This window comes from Saccharicrinis fermentans DSM 9555 = JCM 21142 (assembly GCF_000517085.1).
In the GTDB taxonomy this organism is placed as follows: Bacteria; Bacteroidota; Bacteroidia; order Bacteroidales; family Marinilabiliaceae; genus Saccharicrinis; species Saccharicrinis fermentans.
In genome coordinates, this window is sequence record NZ_KI912107.1 from 1332310 (window position 1) to 1357555 (window position 25246).

Annotated in this window: 14 protein-coding genes and 2 pseudogenes; 13 read left to right on the forward strand and 3 right to left on the reverse strand. The window is 35.9% G+C overall.

Annotation, left to right across the window (positions count from 1 at the left end; genetic code table 11):
• Window positions 1-492 precede the first annotated feature (492 nt).
• Entirely contained in the window at window positions 493-876 is a 384-nt protein-coding gene (locus CYTFE_RS0105450; RefSeq protein ID WP_052343433.1) for an ISAon1 family transposase N-terminal region protein, read from the forward strand.
• Window positions 866-1852, forward strand: a pseudogene (locus CYTFE_RS30475) (ISAon1 family transposase). The gene CYTFE_RS0105450 and the pseudogene CYTFE_RS30475 overlap by 11 nt, the downstream one beginning before the upstream one ends.
• Before the next feature lie 244 nt (window positions 1853-2096).
• Here CYTFE_RS30475 and CYTFE_RS0105460 read toward each other — a convergent pair.
• Window positions 2097-3695 (reverse strand): tetratricopeptide repeat protein, encoded by a 1599-nt coding sequence (locus tag CYTFE_RS0105460; protein WP_027470989.1) that lies wholly within the window; start codon window positions 3693-3695, stop codon window positions 2097-2099.
• 267 nt (window positions 3696-3962) lie between these two features.
• Here CYTFE_RS0105460 and CYTFE_RS25120 point away from each other — a divergent pair, with 267 nt between their 5' ends.
• The 6 genes from CYTFE_RS25120 to CYTFE_RS25135 are packed head-to-tail and all read left to right on the forward strand — an operon-like array spanning window position 3963 to window position 10217.
• Window positions 3963-5546 carry an alpha-L-fucosidase gene (locus tag CYTFE_RS25120; RefSeq protein WP_052343013.1) on the forward strand — a complete coding sequence of 528 codons (1584 nt, stop codon included), beginning with the start codon at window positions 3963-3965 and terminating at the stop codon, window positions 5544-5546.
• A gap of 23 nt (window positions 5547-5569) precedes the next feature.
• Window positions 5570-6277: an alpha-L-fucosidase gene (locus CYTFE_RS31405; protein ID WP_052343014.1), complete on the forward strand. Its 708-nt coding sequence runs from the start codon at window positions 5570-5572 to the stop codon at window positions 6275-6277.
• Window positions 6250-6939 carry an alpha-L-fucosidase gene (locus tag CYTFE_RS31410; RefSeq protein WP_052343015.1) on the forward strand — a complete coding sequence of 230 codons (690 nt, stop codon included), beginning with the start codon at window positions 6250-6252 and terminating at the stop codon, window positions 6937-6939. The genes CYTFE_RS31405 and CYTFE_RS31410 overlap by 28 nt, the downstream gene beginning before the upstream one ends.
• A 14-nt stretch (window positions 6940-6953) precedes the next feature.
• Window positions 6954-7070: a hypothetical protein gene (locus tag CYTFE_RS31805; protein ID WP_407689938.1), complete on the forward strand. Its 117-nt coding sequence runs from the start codon at window positions 6954-6956 to the stop codon at window positions 7068-7070.
• 20 nt (window positions 7071-7090) lie between these two features.
• Window positions 7091-8614, forward strand: a complete 1524-nt coding sequence (locus tag CYTFE_RS25130; RefSeq protein WP_081735915.1) for an alpha-L-fucosidase — start codon at window positions 7091-7093, stop codon at window positions 8612-8614.
• A gap of 4 nt (window positions 8615-8618) precedes the next feature.
• A complete protein-coding gene (locus tag CYTFE_RS25135) occupies window positions 8619-10217 on the forward strand; it encodes an alpha-L-fucosidase (RefSeq protein ID WP_052343017.1) in 1599 nt (532 codons plus the stop codon).
• 285 nt (window positions 10218-10502) lie between these two features.
• Here the strand turns inward: CYTFE_RS25135 and CYTFE_RS25140 are convergent.
• Together CYTFE_RS25140 and CYTFE_RS30680 are read right to left on the reverse strand one after the other, a co-directional pair.
• Window positions 10503-11577 (reverse strand): annotated as a pseudogene (locus CYTFE_RS25140) (IS256 family transposase).
• Between the two features lie 20 nt (window positions 11578-11597).
• A complete protein-coding gene (locus CYTFE_RS30680; protein ID WP_027470990.1) occupies window positions 11598-11864 on the reverse strand; it encodes a hypothetical protein in 267 nt (88 codons plus the stop codon).
• 144 nt (window positions 11865-12008) lie between these two features.
• Here CYTFE_RS30680 and CYTFE_RS0105495 point away from each other — a divergent pair, with 144 nt between their 5' ends.
• The 5 genes from CYTFE_RS0105495 to CYTFE_RS0105515 all read left to right on the forward strand — a co-directional run bounded on the left by CYTFE_RS0105495 (window position 12009) and on the right by CYTFE_RS0105515 (window position 25108).
• Window positions 12009-16175 carry a hybrid sensor histidine kinase/response regulator transcription factor gene (locus CYTFE_RS0105495; protein ID WP_027470991.1) on the forward strand — a complete coding sequence of 1389 codons (4167 nt, stop codon included), beginning with the start codon at window positions 12009-12011 and terminating at the stop codon, window positions 16173-16175.
• Between the two features lie 966 nt (window positions 16176-17141).
• Window positions 17142-20372, forward strand: a complete 3231-nt coding sequence (locus CYTFE_RS0105500; protein WP_052343018.1) for a SusC/RagA family TonB-linked outer membrane protein — start codon at window positions 17142-17144, stop codon at window positions 20370-20372.
• A gap of 10 nt (window positions 20373-20382) precedes the next feature.
• Window positions 20383-22101, forward strand: coding sequence for a RagB/SusD family nutrient uptake outer membrane protein (locus CYTFE_RS0105505; protein ID WP_027470993.1), 1719 nt, complete (start codon window positions 20383-20385; stop codon window positions 22099-22101).
• Window positions 22102-22135: 34 nt separating this feature from the next.
• Window positions 22136-23674: an Ig-like domain-containing protein gene (locus CYTFE_RS0105510; protein ID WP_027470994.1), complete on the forward strand. Its 1539-nt coding sequence runs from the start codon at window positions 22136-22138 to the stop codon at window positions 23672-23674.
• Window positions 23675-23746: 72 nt separating this feature from the next.
• Window positions 23747-25108, forward strand: a complete 1362-nt coding sequence (locus tag CYTFE_RS0105515; protein ID WP_027470995.1) for an alginate lyase family protein — start codon at window positions 23747-23749, stop codon at window positions 25106-25108.
• Window positions 25109-25246: the final 138 nt, after the last annotated feature.

Below are 25246 nucleotides of genomic sequence, written 5' to 3' on the forward strand. Positions count from 1 at the left end.
GGAAATAAACCTAATCTATTTATTGAGTTAAATAGAAATGGCAAAAAAGGCGGTTTCTTATCAGAATTAATGATGAAGTTAATGCTGTGGTAGGATAGCTTTTATGCGTTTAATATTGACTGTATCGTAATCATTTATTTTGCTCTATTTTAATGTGCTAAGTGAATGTTTTTTCGTATTTTTATAATTGTCAAAGGACAGCAAAGCCAGCTAATGAATATCAAATGAATGGTGAGTGATTAGGGAATAGTTGAAGTGATAAAATAATAAAAGTATTGTAAGAGAGAAGTTTATGGGTGTGAGTTCGAATCTCTCCACCCCGACGAAACAAATGTTAGATTGTATCAAAGGCCTGTAAATTTCATGATTTACAGGCTTTTTTGTTTTTTGTTATTTCAATATAAACGGAAATAATGGATCACCCCATAATTTTGGGTTTTCATAAATTGTTATGTTAGATTTGCATTGAATAATATAACAAAAAAGATTACCGTGCACGACATCAATACTCAATTATTAGAACTGATATTACCCGAAGGGATTCTAGACCATTTTGTGATAACTGACCTACATCAAGAATCCAGTGGTCAGCAAGCCTATACTAAGAAACTGACTATATATCTGGAGGAGAAAAAAGAAATTCCGGAAGAATACTCAGACAAAGAATATAAGGCAAGTGGTTTTATGCCGCCCAAGTTAATAAAAGACTGTCCCATACGTCGTAATTTGGTTACGCTGAGTGTCAAGTGTCGAAGATGGGATGTTTTATTAGATGGTCGATATCAAAAAAGGAGTAGAAATTGGGAGAGTGTAGCAAAGGGCACACGGTTAGATCCGGAGTATGCCTCTTTTTTAAAAGGTATTGGTGGACTGTAATGCAATTAGCACAGAAAGTTTAAAGATTTTCTTTGGTATCAACGCAAGTACATTTCAACAACAATACAAGCATAAACTTAGTGACTACAGCACATGGGACCAAAAGGAACATGCCGAAGATTATTTAATATTTCCCGATAACATGGGGCGTTTTTTATCGATAGACGAAACAGCATTGTCCAATGGAGAACTCTACACATTACTTACCAACAAGGCTGCTTCGGGGCAAAAAGGTTCAATAGTTGGGATTTTTAAAGGTGTAGAACGTTTCAATATCATCAGCCTAATAAAAGAACATATAAATGAGAAATTACGAAATCAAGTAGAAGAGATAACCTTAGACCTTTCGCCAACAATGAATGCCATAGCAAAGTCTTGCTTTAGAAAGGCCAGTCGGGTTGCAGACAGGTTTCATGTACAAAGGTTGGCTTATGATGCGGTACAACAGGAACGAATCAAATATAGGTGGGAAGCTATAGATCAAGACAACTGGGAAATAAAAACAGCCAGAGAGAATGGTACTGATTACTCCCCTGAAATACTTCCCAATGGAGATTCCATCAAACAATTATTAGCACGTAGTAGATATCTTCTATTCAAATCTCCTGAAAAATGGACTGCTTCTCAAAAGCAACGAGCGGAACTATTGTTCGAAAGGTATCCTGAAATACACAAAGCATATTATCTGGCTATTGGGTTGAAATACGCATACAATCACGATTGCTCAAAACAAGTAGGGTGGTTAAAGTTGGCACATTGGGTAGAAAAGGTCAGGCTAAGTGGGTTTAAATCATTTAATACAATTGCTGACACCTTTTATAATTACTACGATAATATATCTAACTTTTTTAATAACTGAAGCACAAACGCTGCTGCAGAATCATTCAATGCTAAAATAAAGGATTTTAGAAGACAGTTTAGAGGCGTCGCAGACATTAAGTTCTTCCTTTTTAGACTTACTAAAATTTATGCTTAATACTTAACATACTATTTCTTCAGACCCAACTTTTAAAGCTGATCCATGAAATGCTTTTGAGGTTAGTGTTAAAACAAATACTGCACGCGGGTAGGGAAAAGGCTCGATGGCAGCTTTGGAGTTGCTGGGAGTGAGGGAGCAAGGTTATTTTAAAATTTAATAAATTTGGATTATTGTATTTATTTAAATTAGGACTTAATGGTTTTAGATTACAATCTTAAAATCCTATATAAATGGTATGTATTTATATCTTTAAACGTAAATGATTACTCAAACTATCCTCTCGTTTTAGCCCCATTTTTTTACGAATACGCGAACGAGCCATATGTACACTGTTAACTGAAATGCCTAGCAGATGCGACATTTCTTTACTGTCGAAGTTTAGTTTAACTAATGCACAATGTTTTAAATCTGTTGGGGTTAAATCGGGGTATTGCTCCAGCAAGCGTTGGTAAAACTTATCGTTGGTTTGCGTAAATCTTAAATGAAAATCGTCCCATATTTTCTTATTACTTTGTTTATACTTGCGTTGAAGTTTTTTATAAGTATCGGGCGATTTTACCATAACAGTTTCTAGTAATTCTTTCACTGCTTGTTCTTTTTCTATAATTTGTAGTGCATTGGCTGTTAGTTCTTTATTTTTAATATCAAGTATGGCTTCACTTTTTTCTTCATTCACTTTTTTCGCGTAAGCAATACGCTTCATTTTTGCATTTAGGCGAACAGTAAATAATGCAACAATGGCAAGTATAACCATTACTACCAATAACATACTCAGTCTAAATTTTGCTTTGTTACTTACCTTTAATAATTGATTTTTAGATGATATTTCCTGTTCTTTCAGTATCAAATCTTCCTTGTATTTATTTTTAATTTCAAACAAAGCTTTGTTTTGTTGGCTTTGCATATTAAATAAACTATCCGAAAGCTCTTTGGCTTGTTTCATATAATTAAAAGCCATTCGGTTATCATGCTTTTTGGCATATTCCTGGGCAAGTTGCTCCAGAACCTCAGGTTTAAGTTTAAGGTTGTTTTGAAGAGAGTCAATGGCTTTTAGTGATTTGTTATAATAAAGTATGGCACTATCCGTTTGATGCAATTCAGACTTGAGCTTACCCATAAAATAATTAACTGATGTCTGAAAACCATTACCTCTTTCTTCCAAAAACGGGAGAACGCCATTTAAGTATCGTTGCGCCTTTTTTAAATCGTGTAGTTCTAAATATACTTGGCCATAAACACCATCAGCAAAGTATAGCCTTTTGTTGGTGCGGTCTGAATAATAACAGGAATCTAAATATAAAATAGCTGAATCATATTTTTTCATGGCCGCTAATTGTATGGCCACATCCAAATAACACGAGGTTAAACGAGCATTGATGCTGGTGTCTTTTTGTGTATATTCTTTGGCGATTTCCAAGCCTTGGAGTGTGTGTTGTAAAGCGATACTATTTTTACCATAGACTTGATATAATATTCCTAGCATCTGATGAATTTCAAGTAAGGGTAATTTATTCTCTATGCTATCTGCCATAGGCAAAGCTTCCCAAAGAATATCAAAAGCCTCATTAAACTTACCACGTCGATGTTTAATGTCCGATAAATGAGCAATGCAATTTAGATGATTGATGGTATCTCCCTTTGAAAGAAAATGTGAAGCACCCTTTTTAAAATAGGCATAAGCTTGTTGTGTATCTTCTTGCGCCATTTTATAACGTTCCCAATTAAAGCGTTTCAAAGCATATAATGAATCTGGAATATCCTGAGTATATGAATCTAAGAAATACGAAAAACATAGAAGCCATATAATCTTAAAACAAAGAAGAGATTTAGTGTAAAACATGCATCGTTTTTTATTACCCTCACAAGATACGCAAAAACTCCTCGAAATATAGTTTATGTTGGAGGCATTAAGCTGAAAATATAGTTATCATATAGTCTTATTTTCGTTATTTAATTTTGTGGTTTGTAAATTTGAAGTGTTGTTATTCAGGGTGTTATGGTTTGGGTTGGATGGGGTTGAGTTCCGGTTGCTTTGTCGCAAGAAATACGCAAATTATAATAGCTGTTTTGATAGAATATAGTTGTAATTACCACAAATAAATCTAAAATGAAGAAGAAATTATTAAATTATTTAATGCTGGGGTTTAGCTTGATTTCACTTCCTGCGACAGGACAAAATCAGAACAAGCAAAACATCAGTGAAACTACTTTAAAAAAGGAGAAAGTTCCGGAAAAAGTATATAAAGAAGAGTGGCCATCTATTGCTCGTCATAAAACGCCAGAATGGTTTAGAGATGCTAAGTTTGGCATTTATACCCACTTTGGACCAGCTGTATTGGCTACACAACATAAAACGACCGAATGGTGGGGCTGGGCCATGTATAACACAAAAGCTAAGTATTGGACCAATGCCATTCGTCCTGATTCTCCTGATACAACACGAAATTTTAAGTTGCATCGCGAATTATTTGGTGATCAGAATGAATACGGTTATAAAGACTTGATTATGGACTTTCAGCCGGATAAGTTTGATGCTGAAGAATGGGCTGAGATATTTTCAAAATCAGGGGCTAAGTTCAGCGGCCCAATGGGATGTCACCATGATAATTTTATGCTTTGGGATTCGGAGGTTACACGTTGGAATATGAAACGTACTGCCGGAATTGATGTGGTTGGCGAACTGGAAAAAGCTATTCGTGCTCGTGATATGAAGTTTGTAATGACGTTTCACCATGCTTTTTCGTGGTGGTTTTTTAGTGAGTCGTATAAGTTTGATGGTGCAAACCCTGAATATGAAGACTTATACTGCCGCCCGCATAAGTTTTCTACAGACCCAGATAGTTTTGAAGAATACCCTGATGCAGAATATGAAGACTTATGGTTTCGCAAGTTGAAGGAAGCCTACACGAAATATAATCCTGATTTACTGTGGTTCGACATGGGATTAGAGCTTCTTAGTGATGAAATAAGGCAACGGGCATTTGCAGGAATGCTAAATAATGCAGCTAATAACAATCAAGAAATTGGAATATCCTACAAAACCAAGTTTGATATCTGTATTCCTCCATCAGCGGGAATTCTGGATTATGAAAAGGGGCGATCTACAGGACTCCGCGAAGATGTTTGGCTGACGGACACACCTTTGGGAGGTTGGTTTTATAATGGCCGTAAATCGCGTTCGGCAGAAGCAATGATTGAAATATTGGTAGATATTGTGAGCAAAAATGGTTGCTTACTATTAGATGTAAGCCCAAAGCCTGATGGCACAATTCCCGAAGATCAAATTAAAACCCTGCTAGGCATGGGTGAATGGCTGAAGATGAATGGTGAGGCCATTTATAATACCCGCCCCTGGGTTATTGCAGAGGAAGGCCCAACGAAACTAGCTAAAGATGGACACTTCAACGAAAACTGGGAAGCCATTTACACCGAAGAAGATATCCGTTTTACGCGAAGCAAGGACAATAAAACACTCTACATTACGGTACTTGATCGCCCGTCGCAAGGAAAAGTTCTGGTAAAAAAACTAGCCACTGTGTATGAGTATCTCGATAGAGATATTGATCAAGTCAACTTATTAGGAACCGAAGGAAATATTAAATGGAACCGTAACAAAAAAGGGCTGGAACTTCAGTTTCCTAAAAACGCAAACGGTAAATATGCTTTTTGCTATAAGTTACAATTAAAATAAGAACAAAATAAATAGGGCTAAGCATGAATACTAGATATATAATATTTATCTCAATTGTTCTAATTTTTACAGGGTGTGTAAGCTCAGAAAAACAGTTTGAACCAACAGTTGAGTCATTAAAACAGTACGAAACACCGGGGTGGTTTCGCGATGCCAAGTTTGGCATTTGGAATGTATGGGGTCTATATTCTGTTCCTGCGGTTGGAGAGTGGTATGCACGTAATATGTATATTATGGAGAGTGAAAAAAAATGGCAGGTACAAGGGCCCTATCATCGTAAGGTATGGGGACATCAATCTGAAATAGGCTACAAAGATTTTATCCCAATGTGGAAAGCCGAAAAATTCGATGCCAATAAGTTGATGGAACAGTACAAAAGCGCAGGTGCCAAATATTACACCTCCATTGCCACGTTTCATGATAACTACGATTTGTTCGACTCAAAATATACACGTTGGAATTCTGTAAAAACAGGGCCCCAAATGGATATGGTAAAAGCTTTTCAGGATGCCGCACATGAACAAGGTTTGCGTTATGGTGCCACTACGCATCTGGCACGAAGTCTCAATTGGTGGACGGTAAACAAAGGTAGTGCCGAAGAGCCTTACGATGGTATTGATTCTGTATATTACGACCTATACCATCCGCCTTATGATCTTGAAAATCCAAACCATAAATATATATTGCCGATGATTGGGCAAGCATGTGGAATAGGAGAATTAAAGATTTAATAGATAATTATGATCTCGACCTGTTGTATTTTGATGGGGGAATTCCATTTGGAGAAAAGGGCTACGATGTCGTATCGCATTTTTATAACAACAATCTTAAACGTCACAAAGGAACCGAAAATGGAGTGATGTGCATAAAAGGTTGGCCTAAAGAGGGTGGGAAAGAATATGCAGAGGTAGCACTCATGGATTACGAACGTAAAAAATCAGGCGAACTAAAAGCAAACGCCTGGCAAACCGATGACCATATGGGTTGCTGGGGTTACAACCAATATGCGCATTATCGCCCTGCCAATTACATTGTAGATAAGCTGATTGATATTGTAAGTAAAAATGGAAATCTGTTGTTGTGTTTGCCATTAAAAGCAGATGGGACTCACCCTGAAGCTATTGACACCTTTTTGATTGAAATGGGTGAATGGATGGATATAAATGGAGAAGCCATATATGGCACGCGTCCGTGGAAAATTTACGGTGAAGGCCCCAAACGCAAGGAAGCAAAAGACCATGGAGATATGGCCAATGAAGACCTGATGGATAAAAACGATATTCGTTTCACTACCAAAGGAGAGCAGTTTTATGCCTTTCAGCTTGGTTGGCCACAAAATGAAACAATGGAAATTAAAGCATTAGGAAAAAAAACGAATATAATTCAAAAATGATAAAGAAAGTAACTATGGTTGGCACTGGTAAACCATTAGAATTTAACCAGAGCAACGAACAGCTTACAATTAAGCTTCCTGTTAAGCATCATTGCAAACATGCATTTGCAGTAAGTATATTTTTCGAATAAGTATCATAAATTCTTTGTAAATGAAGCGAACGAGAATGAAAGCAATAATTATTGCGATTATAGCCATTACTATTTCAACATCACTAGTGGCACAGTACAAATATACTCCAGATTGGAAGTCGTTAAATAAACACAATGCAGTACCGGAGTGGTTTGCAGATGCTAAACTAGGTGTTTATTTTCATTGGGGTGTTTATTCTGTGCCTGCCATGGTAGGCGAATGGTATCCACGCATCATGTATATACACGATGTTGACTCAACGCAAAAACCATGGTGGTGGGGGCATGATTACCACGTTGATACCTATGGGAAAGATTTCCATTATCACGACTTCATCCCCATGTGGGAGGCTCCTGAATTTGATGCCAAAGAATGGGTGGACATGTTTGAAGGAATGGGGGCTCGCATAATAGGAGCCATTGCCGAACACCATGATGGCTTCTCATTATGGGATAGCAAGGTAAATGAATGGAATTCGGCTAAAATGGGGCCAAAAATTGATGTAGTTAAAGCTATTGCCGATGAAACGAAGAAACGAGATCTTAAGTTTATGGCTACTTTTCACCATGGTTTTCATGGTCTTTTTTATCCTAAAGATGAAAGCTCACTTTTTTTACGACCCAATAGTGCCCGAAACAGAAGTTACCACAATTGCCACGTGCCTCAAGATGAAAAGTACCGCTTGCTTTATGGTAACTACTCGTATCAAGAAATGCAAGAGCTTTGGATAGATAAGTTGGATGAAGTAATTGATGCACATTGTCCCGATTATATTTGGATGGATTTTGGTCAGAAGTTTATTAAGGAGGATTATCGTCAACAATTTTTATGTAATTATTTCAACAGGGCTGCAGAGCTAAATAAGGAAGTTGTAGTAAATACCAAAGGTGATTTCTTTCCAACGGATCTGGCTATTGTAAATGTAGAGCAATCATCAATGGATGATATACAGGATGAAGTGTGGGTTACTGATTTTATTTTAGGTGCATATTGGTGTTATAATAAAAAATATAGGGTGGCGCTTGATCCAAAATTTGGTATCCGCTTTTTAGCTGATGTGGTGAGTAAAAATGGTGTAATGCTCCTTTCGGCCGGGCCTATGGCAGACGGAACAATGCCGCCTGAGCAAGTGGAAAGTATGGCTGCAATGGGGCGTTGGACTAAACTTTACGGCCAAGCTATTTATGACACACGGCCTTTTGATGTGTTTGGAGAGGGGCCTTCGATGTTTAAATCGGATAAACCCGATGGTTCTGTTAGTAAAAAACAATTATTCAAGTTAAACCCGGCTGATGTTAGATATACCAGAAACGATAATATTGTATATGCCATACAGTTGGGGTGGGATAATGAAAATACCGCAAAAACTCTTTCTGCATTTGCCTTATCCAAAGGTTATAAAGTTAAAAAGGTTACTGTTTTAGGAAGCAAAGAAAAGGTAATTTGGAAACAATCCTCATTAGGTTTAAAAGTCTTACAACCAAAATATAAGCCAGCACTTGCAGATTCAGCGTTGGTATATAAAATAGAATTAAAAAACTAGACTTATGCAATTACATTTATTAAAGATCGGAGTATTAGCGACTTTATTGCTGTTAACAAGTACTTTGTCGGCACAAAATAAACCGGCAAAGAAAGAAAATGCCAGTGAATACAATCATATTGAAGAGGCGAAAAAGGCCGAGAATACCTTTAAAGAAGAATGGCCTTCTATTGCTAAACACTCGGTTCCTGAGTGGTTCAGAGATGCCAAGTTTGGTATTTTTACCTGTATAGGGCCGGCAACTTTAGCAACCCAGCATCGCACTACTGAGTGGTATGGATGGTCGATGTATGATGATGTAAATACAACTTGGACCAATACCCCTAGAGGTGATAAACCAGAACCCTCAGGAGCTTTCAAAAGACATAAAGAGTTATTTGGAGGAGATCAAAACGAAGTGGGTTATAAAGATCTAATCAAGCAATTTAAACCTACCAAGTTTGATGCAGAAGAGTGGGCAGATTTATTTCATAAAGCAGGAGCAAAGTTTATGGGGCCTATTGGCGTTTTTCACGACAATTATTTGAATTGGGATTCGGATGTAAGTCGCTGGAATAGTATGGATATGGCGGGAGTGGATATCACTGGCGATTTGGCAAAGGCCATTCGTAAAAAAGATATGAAATTCCTGATTACTTACCATCATGCTTTTACCTGGTATTGGTATTATCATTCGTTTGCATTTGATGGAGGTGAGCCAGGCAACGAAGATTTATATGGTAAAGTACATGGATTTTCGCCCGACCCGGATAGTTTTGAACCCTATCCTGATGCAGAATTTGAACAGCGTTGGTTTGATATTTTAAAAGAGTCGGCAGATAAGTATCATCCCGATTTATTTTGGTTCGATATGGGTTTGGAGTTGTTGAGTGATCCAATTCGAAAAAAGGCTTTTGCGTATTTGCTTAATCAAGCAGAAGCTAAAAATCAGGATATTGGTTTATGTTACAAAATTAAGTATGATGTTTGTATTCCGCCACGAGCAGGTATCTTGGATTACGAAAAAGGTCGTTCAACGGGTTTGCGTCCTGATCCTTGGTTAAGCGACACTCCACTGGGAGGTTGGTTTTATAATACACGTCCTTCTCGTTCGCCAGAGGCGATTGTAGAAATACTATGTGATATTGTTAGTAAGAATGGCTGTTTACTGTTAGATGTAAGCCCAAAGGCTGATGGAACGATTCCTGAAGACCAAAAACAAACACTTTTAGGTATAGGAGAGTGGTTAGAAATGAATGGCGAAGCTATTTATAATACACGTCCGTGGGTTATTGATGGCGAAGGGCCCATCACGCTTAAAAAAGATGGACACTTTAATGAGAATTGGGAAGCTATTTATACCGATAAAGATATTCGATATACGCGAAGCAAGGACAATAAGACCTTATTTGTAATTGTATTAGATCGTCCTACGGAAGAAAAAATTACAGCCAAAATGATGTCGGAAATATTACCTTATTTTAATGGTGAAATAGACTCTGTTAGTCTGATTGGGAGTGATGAAAAAATTGAATGGAAACGTGATGTATATGGATTGGAACTTTCATTTCCAGAGAATCATCCGGGCAAACATGCATTTTGTTACAAAATTGAGTTGAAATAAATTATAATTGGAGAAAAGAGCACTTGGGTATTTATACTCAGGTGCTTTCTTTGTTGTATGTAGTGCTTGCCCCAAAAGTCAATTTAGGGAATGTTAGCTGAACTCTGTCCTGTTGTTTTTTTACGATTTCAAATTAACTCATTATTTTTCTTTTAACCAATTTCTAAAAGCTTCATCGGGGAGCTTATGATTTTTGCCAAGGGCGGCTGAGGTACGAAGCCGTTTATATACCCTTGGCAGAACTCATAAGCGGACCTACCTTCGCTTTTATAATTTGGTGTGTGCTCACAGATTGATAACAAACCTCCCCTCAAACATGATACAAAGCTGCTGGGCTGTCAATGCCCAGTTCTGTATGGGTTGAGTCCACTTTTTCGATATGTTTTCGGTGGCCAGATAAATGAGTTTCATCAAAGCTATGTCGCTGGAAAACGCACCCTTGGTCTTGGTTACCTTGCGAACCTGCCTGTGGAAGCCTTCGACGGTTTGTGGTATAAATCAGCTTCCTAATGGGGGCGTCATATTTAAAGTAAGCGGACAGCTCCTCCCAGTTGTCGTTCCACGAGCGCAGCACCACGGGGTACTTTTTGCTCCACGTTACTTCTAGGTTAATCAGCTCACTCTAGGCCTGTGACTTGGTTGGGGCTTGGTACACTTTTTTCAAGTCCTTCATAAATTCTTTCTGGTCTTTGGAGACCACGTATTTGAGCGAATTCCGAATTTGGTGTATCACGCACTTTTGAATTTCTGTATCGGGGAATATGCTTAATATCGCCTGTGAAAAACCCGTCAGATTATCCGTACAGGCAATCAGGATATCCTTTACTCCGCGGCTCTTTAGGTCGTCTGTTAATACCGACAGCCAGAAGTTAGCGCCCTCGCTTTCGGAAATGTACATCCCTATGAGTTCCTTCCTGCCGCTTTTGTTGATAGCCAAAATATTGTATACGGCGCGCGATACTACCCTTCCCCCGTCCCTTACCTTGTAGTGCATAGCATCCATCCAAACAATGGGGTAAACATCGTCTAGGGGTCGGTTCTGCCACTCCTTGACCTGTGGGATCACCCTGTCGGTAATGTTGCTCAAAACGGCTGGGGAAACCTCAACGTCGTACATGTCCCGGATATATGCTCCGATGTCACGTAGGCTCATACCCTTGCCGTTGCGCTTATTGCCCTGGGAGCGGCGCTCGGAGGTCAAATGCTCGTCCATCTCGGCCTCCAAAGCGCTCTCCAAAAACTCCTTTATAATGGGTGCAAAAACTCCACCCTTACCCGTCAGGGATTTACCGCTCTTTAACTGTTCGAGTGCCATATCACGCATAGCGATATACTCGGGGTTCAATTCTTTTTTTTCCATAATCCTCAAAAATATAATTTTTAAATTATGGACAGAGTTGAGTTTACAGTCTCAGATTTATACCCAACTTTTGTCACTGAGCCATAGTCTTCTGGCTGAAACACTAAACCTTCTTCTACCGGATTAATATGTATGTAGTTTATCTTCTCATCTATTACTTTATTACTCCACAATTCAATAGGCTTGTTATCGTGACGCCAAAACTGACAATGCTTTACATTGGATGGTTTATGCTCGATTTGGCCAGTTCTAACACTCCCCATCAAATTGTCGGGCAGCAAATCCATGTGTACCAAAAGTGAATTTATATACAATCGCTAAATGATAGCTTCCAAAATCATATATTGAAATAAGTCGATAGTTTATTCAAGATTTAGTTTATTGACTATTTTGAATTATTTTTACAATAAATAATTCTAAAACTGATTTACGTGCGGAGTTTGACTTTATTATATATCGTTTTAGTTAGTACTATCACGTTAGGACAAAACTATTCCAATTTAAAATTTGAAACATATTCCACTTCAGAAGGACTCTCGAGTAGTACGTGTACTGAAATATATCAGGATAAAGACGGTTTTTTATGGTTTGGAACGATAGATGGCTTAAATAAATTTGATGGCTATTCTTTTGAAATATTCAAGCCTTCAATAAATGAACCTAATTTTATAAGTAACAACCGAATCCTTTCGATTACAGGTGATGATGAGGGTAATTTATGGATAGGTACATGGAATGGGTTAAATGTGTTCGATAGAGATAGGGAGTCGTTTTTCCGTATACCTTTGGGAAATGAAGAGGACCCGGGGTTTCGTCGGACTAATGTCATCAACGATGTGTACTTTGATAAACAAAAGAATAGTTTGTGGGCCGCCACGAACAATGGGGCATATCAAATAAAACTTAAAGCGGATTATTTAGAAAATCTAGATGGTTTATCGATAAACTATTATAATCAAAGCCCTTATAGCAGTAATTCATTAGATCATAGCGAGGTAACAAAGATACTCAAAGATCATAGCAATAATATATGGATTGCTACTAATGGGGAGTCCTTAAACAAATACAAGGAAGCGACAAACTCATTCGAACGTGTTCTGATAAATACAAACAGTAACTATTGGTTAAAACAATTGCCAAAAGTATTTATTCAAGATGCAGAAGGTGACTTTTGGATTGGAAATGATTTATCTAAAATGATCGTTTGGGACAAGAATAGTAATGTTTTCTCAATTAGGGAAATTACAAAGAGTTCGATTCCCATATTTGATATATATGTTGATAGTAACAACGTGTTCTGGATTACGACTGATGGGCATGGAATATATTTGTTTGATAAACATAAAGGAATAATAAAACATCTGGCGCATGACGAGAATAGTCTATTCTCTCTTCCGAATAATCAGATTTCGTCGATATTAGAAGATAAAACAGGAGTTTATTGGTTATCTACTTATAATGAGGGGATTTGTAAGTTGGTGGTTTCGAAATCTAGGTTTGAGCATTATTACCATAGGCCAGGAGAGAAAACTTCATTAAGTTCTGAGAGGGCACAATCTGTATTACAAGATAATAAAAATAGAATTTGGATTGGAACAGACGGAGGAGGGCTTAACCTATTTAACCGGGAAACTAAAACATTTAAACATTTTTTGGCTAGCGGTAGGAGCAAGGGAGAGTTAAGTTCAAATAAAATAACATATTTGGAATCGGGTTATGATAATAATATATGGGTGTGTACATGGGATGGAGGACTCAATTTGTACAATCCGAAAAATAATAGCTTTAAGCACTATGTTAATAATCCTAAAGATAGAAATTCTATTGGTGATAATTCAATATGGTGTGCCAAAGAAGATAAACAAGGTGGGGTATGGATTGGTACACAAACTGCAGGTTTAAATCTTCTAGACAAAGAATCCAAACGTTTTATTCGTTTTATGAACAACCCTCTAGATGCAAGTTCCATAGCAAGTAATTTTGTATTTTCATTATTTATTGATTCTAAAAATCGCTTGTTTGTAGGTACCTCGGTTGGGTTAAATGTATTGTTCCTCGAGGATGTATATGGCAAAGGCTTTAAGGATGTTAAATTTAAATTACTGGGAGATAAGGAAATTCAAGGGTATCGTATCAATTTTATAACAGAGGATAAAAATGGTAACATTTGGGTAGGAACAGATTTAGGACTGCATAAGTTAAACGAATCATTAAAACATATACGTTCATATACGCATGACAACGGGTTGCCAAACGACTTAATAGTAGGTATTCAAGAGGATAAATTCGGATATTTATGGATTACCTCAAAAGGTGGATTGACTCAGTTTAATCCAATAACAGAGAAGTTTATAAATTATGGCGTTAATGATGGTGTTCAGGGGATTGAGTTTCAAAGTAAGTCTATTACATTGACTCATGAAGGACATATTATTGTAGGAGGAATTAAAGGTGTAAACATTTTTGATCCGAAAGATTTTATTGATAGGTCTGATAGTGTTGTTCCTGTATTGTCGCAACTTAGGCTTTTTAATAAGCCAATACATGTAGGTGATACATTGAACAATCGTGTTTTATTAACAAAAAATTTATGGGAACAAGATATAATTGAATTAAAACATTACGAAGGGTACCTTTCTTTTGATTTTGTGGCTCTTTATTTTGAAAGTCCTGAACATGTTCAATATGCTTACAGGATGAAAGGTCTGGATGAAGACTTTGTTGTTTCAGGTTTAAATAGAACTGCAAATTATTCAAACTTAACGCCTGGTGATTATGAGTTTGAGGTGAAAGCATCCTTAGATGGAGATTGGGAAAATGCAGCCCAAACTCAAATCGCAATTCATGTATTGCCGCCACCATGGAAGTCATGGTGGGCGTATAGCCTTTATTTTCTTTTCTTATCGTTTGTTGCTTGGATTAGTTTAAGATATTATACCAAATTGGTAAAAGAAGAGAAAGAACATGAGCTTGATCAAATGAAACTAAACTTTTTTATTAACGTTGCACATGAGTTTAGGACTCCGTTAACTCTTATTTTAAATCCTGTAGATAAAATTCTAGAATCGTTAAACCTGGAAGAAGCAAAACAATCGGGAAAAACTATTCAGCAAAGCTCCCATAGGTTACTGAATTTGGTAAATCAAATTCTTGATTTTAGACGGGTTGATATGGGAAAGGCAGAAATAAACCTGATGGATGGAGATATAATTAATTTTACAAGTAAGGTTTTCGGTTTTTTTAAGGATATGGCGAGTCAGAAAAACGTTAATTATAATTTCTCATCGGATGAAGAAAGTTATATTATGGGTTTCGATCCCGACAAAATAGAAAAGATATTAACTAATCTTCTGTCAAACGCACTTAAATACACTGAGGCTGGCGGAGAAGTTAAGTTAGAGATACAAAAAAAAATCAGGCGGAGAAAAAGGAAATACTTTAAAAGGCTGAAAAATGCAAAGCAGGAAGTACTCGAAATAAAGATAGTTGATACGGGTATAGGTTTCCCTAAAGAGCATTTAAAGTATGTTTTTAACAGGTTTTACAAAGCAGATAATACAAAAACGGGAACAGGCATAGGACTTAACTATACAAGGAGTTTGGTAGAGTTATTGGGGGGAGAAATTAGTATTGAGAGTATATATGGCGAAGGTTCAACGTTTACGGTACAGCTTCCTGTTGTGAAGAATGCTGATGAAAACGAAGCAAAACAGATACTGCCGGATGATTTTAATTTTGATCAGATTTCTCTTCAGTCTGTAGTATATGAGCTGGACAGCACAAAAAACTATGTTGTGGATATATCACAGGACGAAAGTGTCGGGGAAAGCGATACCGATAGAAAACCAACGGTTTTGCTCGTAGAGGACAATAAATTGCTTCAATCACAGTTAAAGCAAGAGCTGGAGAAGAGATATAGTGTTACTCAGGCATTTAATGGTGCAGAGGGATTAGAGAAAGCGCTTAAATATTTTCCTGATATTATTGTTAGTGATATCATGATGCCTGAAATGGATGGTTTCGAGTTATGTGAAAAACTAAAAGAAAATTTTGATACTTGCCATATTCCCGTTGTTTTGCTTACGGCCAGGAGTCTCGATGAAGATAAAATTGCAGGTTTTAAAACAGGGGCGGACGATTATATTCCTAAGCCATTTAATATGCAGGTTTTAAAAGCCAGGATACAAAACCTTATTGAATCAAGGATTAAGTTGCGCGAAAAGTTTGATGCTTTGGGAGGTTTATATGTTTCAAAGGAAGTAACAACGAACTCCACCGATGAAGCATTTCTGGACAAGGCTACCAAAGTTGTTGTAGATCACATTGACCAATCAGATTTTAACCTTGATGTGTTATTGCAGGAATTATCAGTCAGTCGTTCTACATTCTTCCGAAAAATCACTTCGATAACAGGGCATTCTCCTACTCAGTTTATTCGCTCCATACGATTAAAATATGCTGCTGAATTATTATTAAAAAAGGATGTGCCCATAAAAGAAATTGCCTATATGTCGGGCTTTAATTCTACTTCATATTTCAGTAAAACTTTCCGCGAGCATTATGGTATGACTCCCAATGAATATGTTTCTAAGCATTAGTGTCTGCTAAAAATATTTTAACTTAAGCAGTAATTGTTTTGAAGCTGTAAATCAAAGCGCGTTGGCCAGTGGAGGAGAAGAATGCCAATGAGGGGGTGAATTCCCCAATTGTTATATAATTCACAGCAGGGGCTTGTCCTTGTGTTTGATAAAACACTTACTTCTGAAGAATTATAAACAATTGCGATTTATCCTGAAAGCCTGATGTTTTTCTTCAATTATGAGTGAGCAGTCCCTACAGGTAGCTGGTTCTCCTCTTGCATAACCCCATGCGTTTGCATGGGCTAGGATAAGCTGTGCTTTCAACACGATATGTAAATGCATTCAAAAAAGATCTTTTGTTTCTTTTAAAAGCGAATTCCCAGTGACGGAACTGAAAAAAGTTTTCTTCAGGGTTCCTTCAACAAAACACTTGATTTGTAGAATAAAACTCATCTAATTTGTAAAGTGAAATTTTAATATATAGCTTATTGCTACTTGATAGTTACTTATTCAGTCCGTAAGTGTGTAGTGTAATACTATTTCTAGTAATTTGAAAGCTGTAAATCGACACCCCTTATTCTAATGGCAATATCCATATGAACCATTATTTACACTGCATGAACCATATGTTATATCCAATATGAATATGTCATTGTGTTAAAATTTGTATTTCCTCATGGAGTAAGTTGTTTGTGTTGTGTAAGTTGCAGTAAAAGAGTATTTTGTGGTGTTCTGGTATTGGCCTTTTTAAGTGGTTATTTCACGTATGAACCATAATTTATATCGTTTGGATTGTTAATTATACCCAGTATATTAAAGACTTTTTAACATTGTATCAGGTTTTTTTATGGTTATTGAGAATGGTCTTTATGTATTCTAAAATGTGAGTAATATTAATTTTAGGTCAGTTTTAGCCAGGAATCAAAACCTGCAAAGAGGGAAATACCCTTATGTCTAATACAATTAACTTAATTAATTAAATGTATGAAAAAGTTGAAGAAACATTCGGATGAAGATGTTAAAAAGCATCCGGGTTTAAATTTCTGGGCAAAAGCAGTATTGATGGTTGCTGTGCTGTTGTTTCAGGGATTTGGAAGAAATTTAATCTATGCAGAGGATAATAATGGTTTGAGAGCGATCAATCAGGAAAACACTGTGGTGATCAGTGGTAATGTAACAGATGAAAGTGGAGAACCAATTCCGGGCGTTTCAATTGTTCAGAAAGGAATACCTAATGGTACAATAACTGATATTGATGGTAATTATACTATTAAAGTAGATGTTGGTTCAACTATCGTTTTTTCATTTATCGGCATGACTAGGCAAGAGGTTGTTGTTACCGGACCTGCTCCTATTAATGTAATATTAAAGTCTGAATTTATAGGTTTGGATGATGTTGTTGTTGTTGGTTATGGTGTTCAGAAAAAAGCCTCTGTAACTGGTGCTGTTACTGCTATTGATTCAGAAACCCTTCAAGAAAAAGGAAATCTTTCAAGTCCTTTACAAGCTTTGCAAGGTCAGGTTCCTGGGGTGATGATAACACGTGCATCAAGTGCTCCAGGAGATGAAGGTTGGGATTTAAATTTACGGGGTTCTTCATCAGTTAACTCTATGGAGCCATTAGTTATTGTTGATGGAGTAGCATATAATAGTGTAAATGATATGCGATTATTGAACTCAAATGATATTGAGTCAATGAACTTTTTAAAAGATGGTGCTGCAGCCATTTATGGATCTAGAGCGGCAGGTGGGGTTGTTTTAATTACTACCAAAAAAGGTAAATCAGGTACTGTTAAAGTTGAGTATAGCGGAACAATGGCCCTTAAACAGGTTGGTTTAATGCCTGAGTTAATGAGTGTTGATCAATGGGCGGATGGTATCATGACAACATTAGAAAATGATAATAATACCTCTAGTGTCTGGTATAGTTATGCGCAATTAGCTAAAACTTATAAGGGAGAATATATTGATTTAGAAAATAGTGCTAGTCCATTTGGCACTGCAGCTTTTACAGATGTTTCTGATTTTGTATTTTCAGAAGATAATTGGTTAGGTTCTTTATTTGGAAATTCATATTCTACCGAAAATAATTTAGCTATTTCAGGAGGTAATGAACGTTCATCGTATAGAGTATCAATGAGCTATTTGTATGATGGATCCAATTTGCAATATGGAAATAATAATAATAAAAGATATACATTTAGAGCCAACAATAGTTATAAGTTAACAGATAAGGCAACCTTAGAATCTGTTATTTCATATAACCGACAAGAACAAGTCGCTCCTACATTTATAGGATCAATGTTAACGACTTCAATGCCTATGCCAGGTCTACCATTAAAAACTTTAAATGGAAAACCATATGCATGGGGTACTTGGGGATCACCTGTAGCAAAGGCAGAAGATGGAGGAGATAATAAATTATCTGTTTCTGCAGTAAATATTAGTGAGACTTTTAAGTATAATGTTACCAGTTGGTTAGATGTCAATGGGAACTTGGGGTATAATACTGCCTCTGCATCAAGAAATACGACACAAAATTCAATTACATATTATAATTATACAGGAACAAAAGAAGTTTTAACTTCTCCAACTCAAGCTAATTCGTATTACAAGCAAACCAATTCTCAAACAGATTTTTACTCTGTTTCAGGTTACTTAAATTTCAAGAAGAAGATAAATGATCATGATTTTAAATTAATGATTGGTAGTCAGTATGAATTTAAACAGTATACTTATTTTGGTGTAAAAGTATTAAATACTCAGGATGGGCTTGAAATAGTTAATGGATCAGGAGAGATTACATTGACTGGAGATGAAGAAAAATATCAAAATGCCAACACTTCTTTTTTTGGAAGATTTAACTATGATTATAAATCTAAATACTTAGTAGAATTTAATTCCAGATATGATGGATCATCTAAATTTCTGCCAGAAAATAGATGGGATTTATTTTATGGAACTTCATTAGGTTGGAGAATTTCAGAAGAAAACTTTTTACAAGATGTTAGTTGGTTAGATCAACTGAAATTACGTGTATCTTATGCTGAAATGGGTAATCAAAGTGGTATTTCTAACTATGATGGTGTTCAGTTGTATAATATTAGTTCTTCTAATGGTACCTATGTGGGAGATTCAAAACTATCTTATATTAAAACAACTGGTGTTTTGGCTTCTACTTCTAGAAGCTGGGAGCGTATTAAAAACTATAATGTAGGCTTTGACTTTAGTATTTTAAATCAAAAGTTATCAGGCTCTGTTGATGCATTCTTAAAGAAAAATGACAATATGTTAGTAAGTCTTACTTTCCCTTCTGTATTAGGTGATTCTGCTCCAAAAGCAAACTACGGAGAGTTTAAAAACTGGGGATATGAAGGTAATCTTACATGGAGAGATAAAATAGGGGAAGTTTCTTATCATTTTGGTGGTGTAATATCATTCGCACGAAATGAATTAGTTGATTATGGCGGTACTTCCGTGATTTCATCCGGATATACTTCAACACAACAAGGTTATTCTCTTAATTCAATCTTTGGGTTAAGATATGGAGGTAAGATTCAAAATCAAGAGATGTTAGATGCATATATTGCGAAATATTATGAGAATAATGGTATTGAAATGCCTTCTAATTTAAGGGTTGGAGATAATATGTATTGTGACTTAAATAATGATGGTATTTTAGATGAACAAGATTATGAATATTTAGGTAGTGATACTCCGGAAATATCCTATTCTTTTAATGCTGGAGCCAGTTATAAGGGATTTGATTTAGATTTGTTATTCCAAGGTGCTGCTAACCGTTTTGTGTACAGAGATATTGATAATTGGACAGTTCCTTTTAGAGCACTGTATACAAATACAACAACACAGTCTATTGGTAGAACGTGGAGTGAAACAAATTCAAATGCATATTATGCTCCTTATACCACTGATAAGAATATTAATAACTATAACTATCAAGCTTCATCGCTTACATCACAGGATGGTAGATACATCAGGCTAAAGAATGTAACCTTGGGCTATACTCTTCCTTCTGATAAAGTTTCTAAAATAAAATACATTTCAGGTTTCCGAATTTATGTTACAGGAACTGATTTATGGGAATCTACAAGAATAAAAGATGGATGGGATCCGGAAGCGAGAAGAAAAGCATCTGGAACGCAGAGATATCCTTTTACTCGTAGTTATACTTTAGGAATTAATCTAACATTTTAAACGAACAGTTATGAAAAAATATATAATTAAATTATCATATATATGGTTGCTCCTTGGAGTAATGACGTCATGTATGGATTTAGACCCATTGGACTCTATGGGAGATAATATAACATGGTCATCATCTGATAACTTTCAGTTGTTTGCAAATCAGTTTTATGCGTACACCAGAGATTTTAATCAATCAGGTGAGCACAATGCTTATAATGGATTTTCTGATGGTCCACACAGTGACTTTAGATCTGATCTAATTGCAACATCTTCTATTAATACATTTAGTCAGGGAACAAATACAATTCCTACTGAAGATGATAATTATAGCGTTACTTATAAAAGAATTTATTATACCAACTTATTGCTAGAAAATGCCAAAAGTTATAGTAATGAAAGTGAAATAGAAATACCTGTAGCAGAAGCTAAATTTTTTAGGGCTTACTTACATTTCGAATTAGTTCAGTTATATGGAGATGTTATTCTTTTAACAAAGCCACTTGATATTGATTCAGATGAATTATCCGGAAAAAGAGATGATAGAGGTGTGGTTATTGACCAAATAATAACTGATCTTGAGGATGCAGCTTTAGCTTTACCTGTTACAGTAACTGAAGAAGGTCGTTTAACTCAGGCTGCTGCTTATGCCTTCCTTTCAAGAGTAGCTCTTTATGAAGGTACTTGGCAAAAATTTCATAATAGTAATACGGCTCGCAGTACAGATCTACTTACAACAGCACGTGATGCTGCTATGAATGTAATGGATGGAACTTATGAATTATTTTATGATGAGACTTTGGATATTGATAGTTATCGTTATATGTTCATTCTTGAACATACTCAATGTAATCCAGCAGGCTTAACTATATCTGATAATAAAGAATATATTTTAGCACATCGTCATTTTGATGGTGATAAGTTAGGTACAAATATTACACATGCAGCTTTAGGTAATGTAATATATCCAACAAGTAAATTTGTTAATATGTATTTATGTTCTAATGGTCTACCTGTTAGTGTATCGGATTTATTTGGAGGGTATTCCACCGCTACAACAGAGTTTCAAAATAGAGATAATCGAATGGCAACTTCTCTAATTAAACATGGTACAAAATATTGGAACAACGATGGAGCCTGGAGAACTAGTTGGAATGATGATGATTTAGAAAATTGTTTAACAATGGATGTTCGTTCTAATGGTGGATACCAAAATCAAAAATGGGCTACTGAACGTCAGGTTGCTGATGAATATGAATCATATGATTATCCTGTTATTCGTTATGCTGAAATACTGTTAAATTATGCAGAGGCTGTTTATGAATTAAACGGTGCTATTACAGATGAACAATTAGATGCCTCGTTAAATTTAGTTCGCCTACGGGTAAATCCAAATATGCCTAAGTTAAGTAACTCTTTTGTTTCAACAAATTCATTAGATATGAGAGAAGAAATCAGAAGAGAAAGAACCATAGAGCTTTATTTAGAAGGATTTAGAATTGATGATTTAAAGCGTTGGGCTGTTGCAGGAGATGAGATGCCAGAAGATCAATTAGGTGTTATGTTTACCGGAACATGGTTTGAAACAAACTGGACAAAACAAGCAAGAGGTATAAACAGTGATGGTCGTGTGATTCTTTATGATAATCGTACCTGGGCTGATAAGAACTACTTATACCCATTGCCTTCTGATGAATTGCAATTAAACCCTAATCTGGGACAAAATACAGGATGGGAATAAGCTTAATAGTTATTAACTGAAAAAGAAAAAAATAATGAAAAATATTTTCAAGTATATATTAAGTTGTGTATTAATAGCTTCAGCTATGATACCTCTTTCGTGTGACGAAGAAAGCTTGTCAAAATCAGAACCTGCAATATATCCAAGTACTTTAGAATTAGGTTTGCCTGAAAGTAAACTGGTTTATATATACCAGGATGAAACAGAGAGTGATGTTTATCCAATGATTACAGGAGAAACAATTTCTTTATCGTACACAATGACACCAGATAATGTTACATATTCAGATGTGGAGTGGAGCTCTTCTGATGAAACAGTGGCAACTGTTGATGCAAATGGAGTTGTCACAGCAGTAAGTTCTGGTACTGCAATTATTACAGTTTCGCCAACTGTATTTTATTCAGGTAGTGGTATTTATGGATATATTAAAGTTGTAGTTTCAAGTACGGAGGTTGTTGCTGAATCAATAACATTATCAAGTAGTTCAGAATCTTGTTATGTGGCAGAAACATTAACAGTTACACCTACTATTAATCCATCTAATACAACCTATAAAACAGTTCAATTTTCAAGTTCAGATGAAAGTGTTGCCACAGTTGATAATAATGGTGTTGTAACAGGTGTTTCTGGAGATCCTGATCCAGGTACTACTGTGACTATTACTGCAACCGCGTTGGATGAAGGTAGTGCCGTTTCTGCATCAATTGATGTACAGATTGTACAGATCGTTGAACCACAATCAATAACAATAGATCAAACATACAGTAGTGATAACTACGAATGGGCTATTGGAGATAAAACTTATTCAATTGCTTATGATATTGAGCCTTCAAACGCTACAAAATCATTGGTAGAATGGACTTCGAGTGATGAAACTATCGCAACAGTATCAAAAGGTGTGGTTACATTTAATCAGGATGGTGTATTTGGAGAAGTTACAATTACAGCAACGTGTCCTGAAACAGGAAATACTAGTACTGTAACAATTTTCTTAGCAGAAGGATTAATTCGTGAATTATTCCATAATATAGATGATATTACATGGAATATAACATCAAGTCAGGCATTGCAAGGAGCAAGTTCAATCTGGAGCTATGAAAAATTGGATGTATCCACTTATGGCAGTTCAAAACAGCGTGCTGACTTTTCAAAACAGGATTCATATGTATGGTTACATGCAGGGAATTATCCGATTGTAGCAATTAAAATGAATGATGTACTGGACTATGATGACGTTACAGGTAGAAATATCAATGTTGATAGTAATACGGATGATGGATCATACAAAGGCAGTCTTGGTGGAGGAAACAATAAGTGGCTAATGCGTTATAAATGTGATGATGGTAGTTATGTATTTATTTATGATTTAACTCAGCAATCATTTTCAACGGGAGGTTTATTACCAACGGATGCTTCTGTTAAATTTAAAACATTCCAATGGAAATATGCTGATATGGTAGTAACACCAATTCAACAGTTAACTTATTCAGTTTATTGGGTTCAAACATTCAAAACTCTAACAGATATTAAATCTCACCTTACTTCAGAAGGAATAACTTGGGTAGAAGAATAAATAAAAAGAAGTTATACTGGTTAATTAAGTTAATCAGTATAACTCAAAATATCATCAACAAAGATTTTTATTATGAAATTACAAAATATTATAAAGCCGGTTTTAGTAGCTACAATATTATTCTTTAGTCTTGTAAGTTGTTTGGAAAACAAGTTTGGTACTGTGGATTTGGATTTAGAGGAAGATGGAAAGGAAGAAGTAAGTTATACATATAACCACCCTTGCGCAATGTATAATGATGATGACTTTACTCGTGTTAAAACGGCAATTGCTGCCGGAGCAGGAGATGTTTATACTGAGTTTACTAATTTAAAAGCAACAGCTTATGCTCAGTTAGCTTATGATCCAAATCCTCAGACTCAAATTGTAAGAGGGGATGTTACAGGTACTGATTATTCGTCAGAGAATTATGTTTATGCCATGAAAGATGCAGCTGCAGCTTATCAGCAGGCTCTTTTATGGAAATTAACGGATAATGATGATTATGCAGCAAATGCAATAGATATATTAAATCAATGGGCTGCGACATGTATTGAAATAAAGTCAAATGATGCCAATCATTATTTAGCATCGGGCTGTCAGGGATATACATTTGCAAATGCAGGTGAATTATTAAGAGATTATGATGGTTGGTCTGACTCTTATTTTACAGCCTTTAAGACTTGGATGGTTGATGTATTTGCAGCAAAGAATTACGCATTTCTTACAAAACATTCAGATGCAAGTGATACACACTATTGGGCGAATTGGGATTTGGTAAATATGTCTTCGTATTTGGCTATTGGTATTCTTACTGAAGATGATGATATGGTGAACTTTATTAAGAATTATTTTTATGAAGGTGTAGGAAATGGTTGTTTAGATAAATTGATAGTTGATACTCATAGTGATCCAAATGGATCAGGAGAGACAATTGCTCAGTGTCAGGAGTCCGGCAGAGATCAGGGACATGCTACAATGGTGGCAGCAGTGGCAGCTAACCTATGCCAAATGGCGTATACTTTATATCTGGATAATCAGGATGTACCAGAACTGGATTTCTTTGCTGCTGATGATAATGTGATTTTAAAAATGTGTGAGTATACTGCATTATTTAATGCTAAAAATGGTTTGGATAATGCAAATAGTGAAGGTTCTTATATAGTATCAATTACTGCAATGCCATTTACTTCTTATACAGCATTTGTAGGAGAATCACAAGAGTATGTTCAAACTCAGGCTTCTGAAGATCAAAGAGGAACAATAAGACCAGGTTGGGAGATTATTTATAATCATTACGCAAAAGTTAAAGGCTTAGGTTCTGGTTATCAGTATACTCAGTATTTTGCAGAAAAGTTAAGACCTGAAGGTGGTGCTGGTGATTCTCGATATGGATCAAATAGCGGAGCTTTTGATCAGTTAGGTTGGGGAACTCTAATGATGTATAGAGAGTAGCATTATTTCATTTTATGTGTAGCGGATTATTCTGAATATGTTACTTCAATGTCTTATTCAGAATAATCAAAAATTATAATCAGAAATTATTGAATTTCCAATCATTTATGTTGAATTGCACTTTGTATGTCTTTTTGC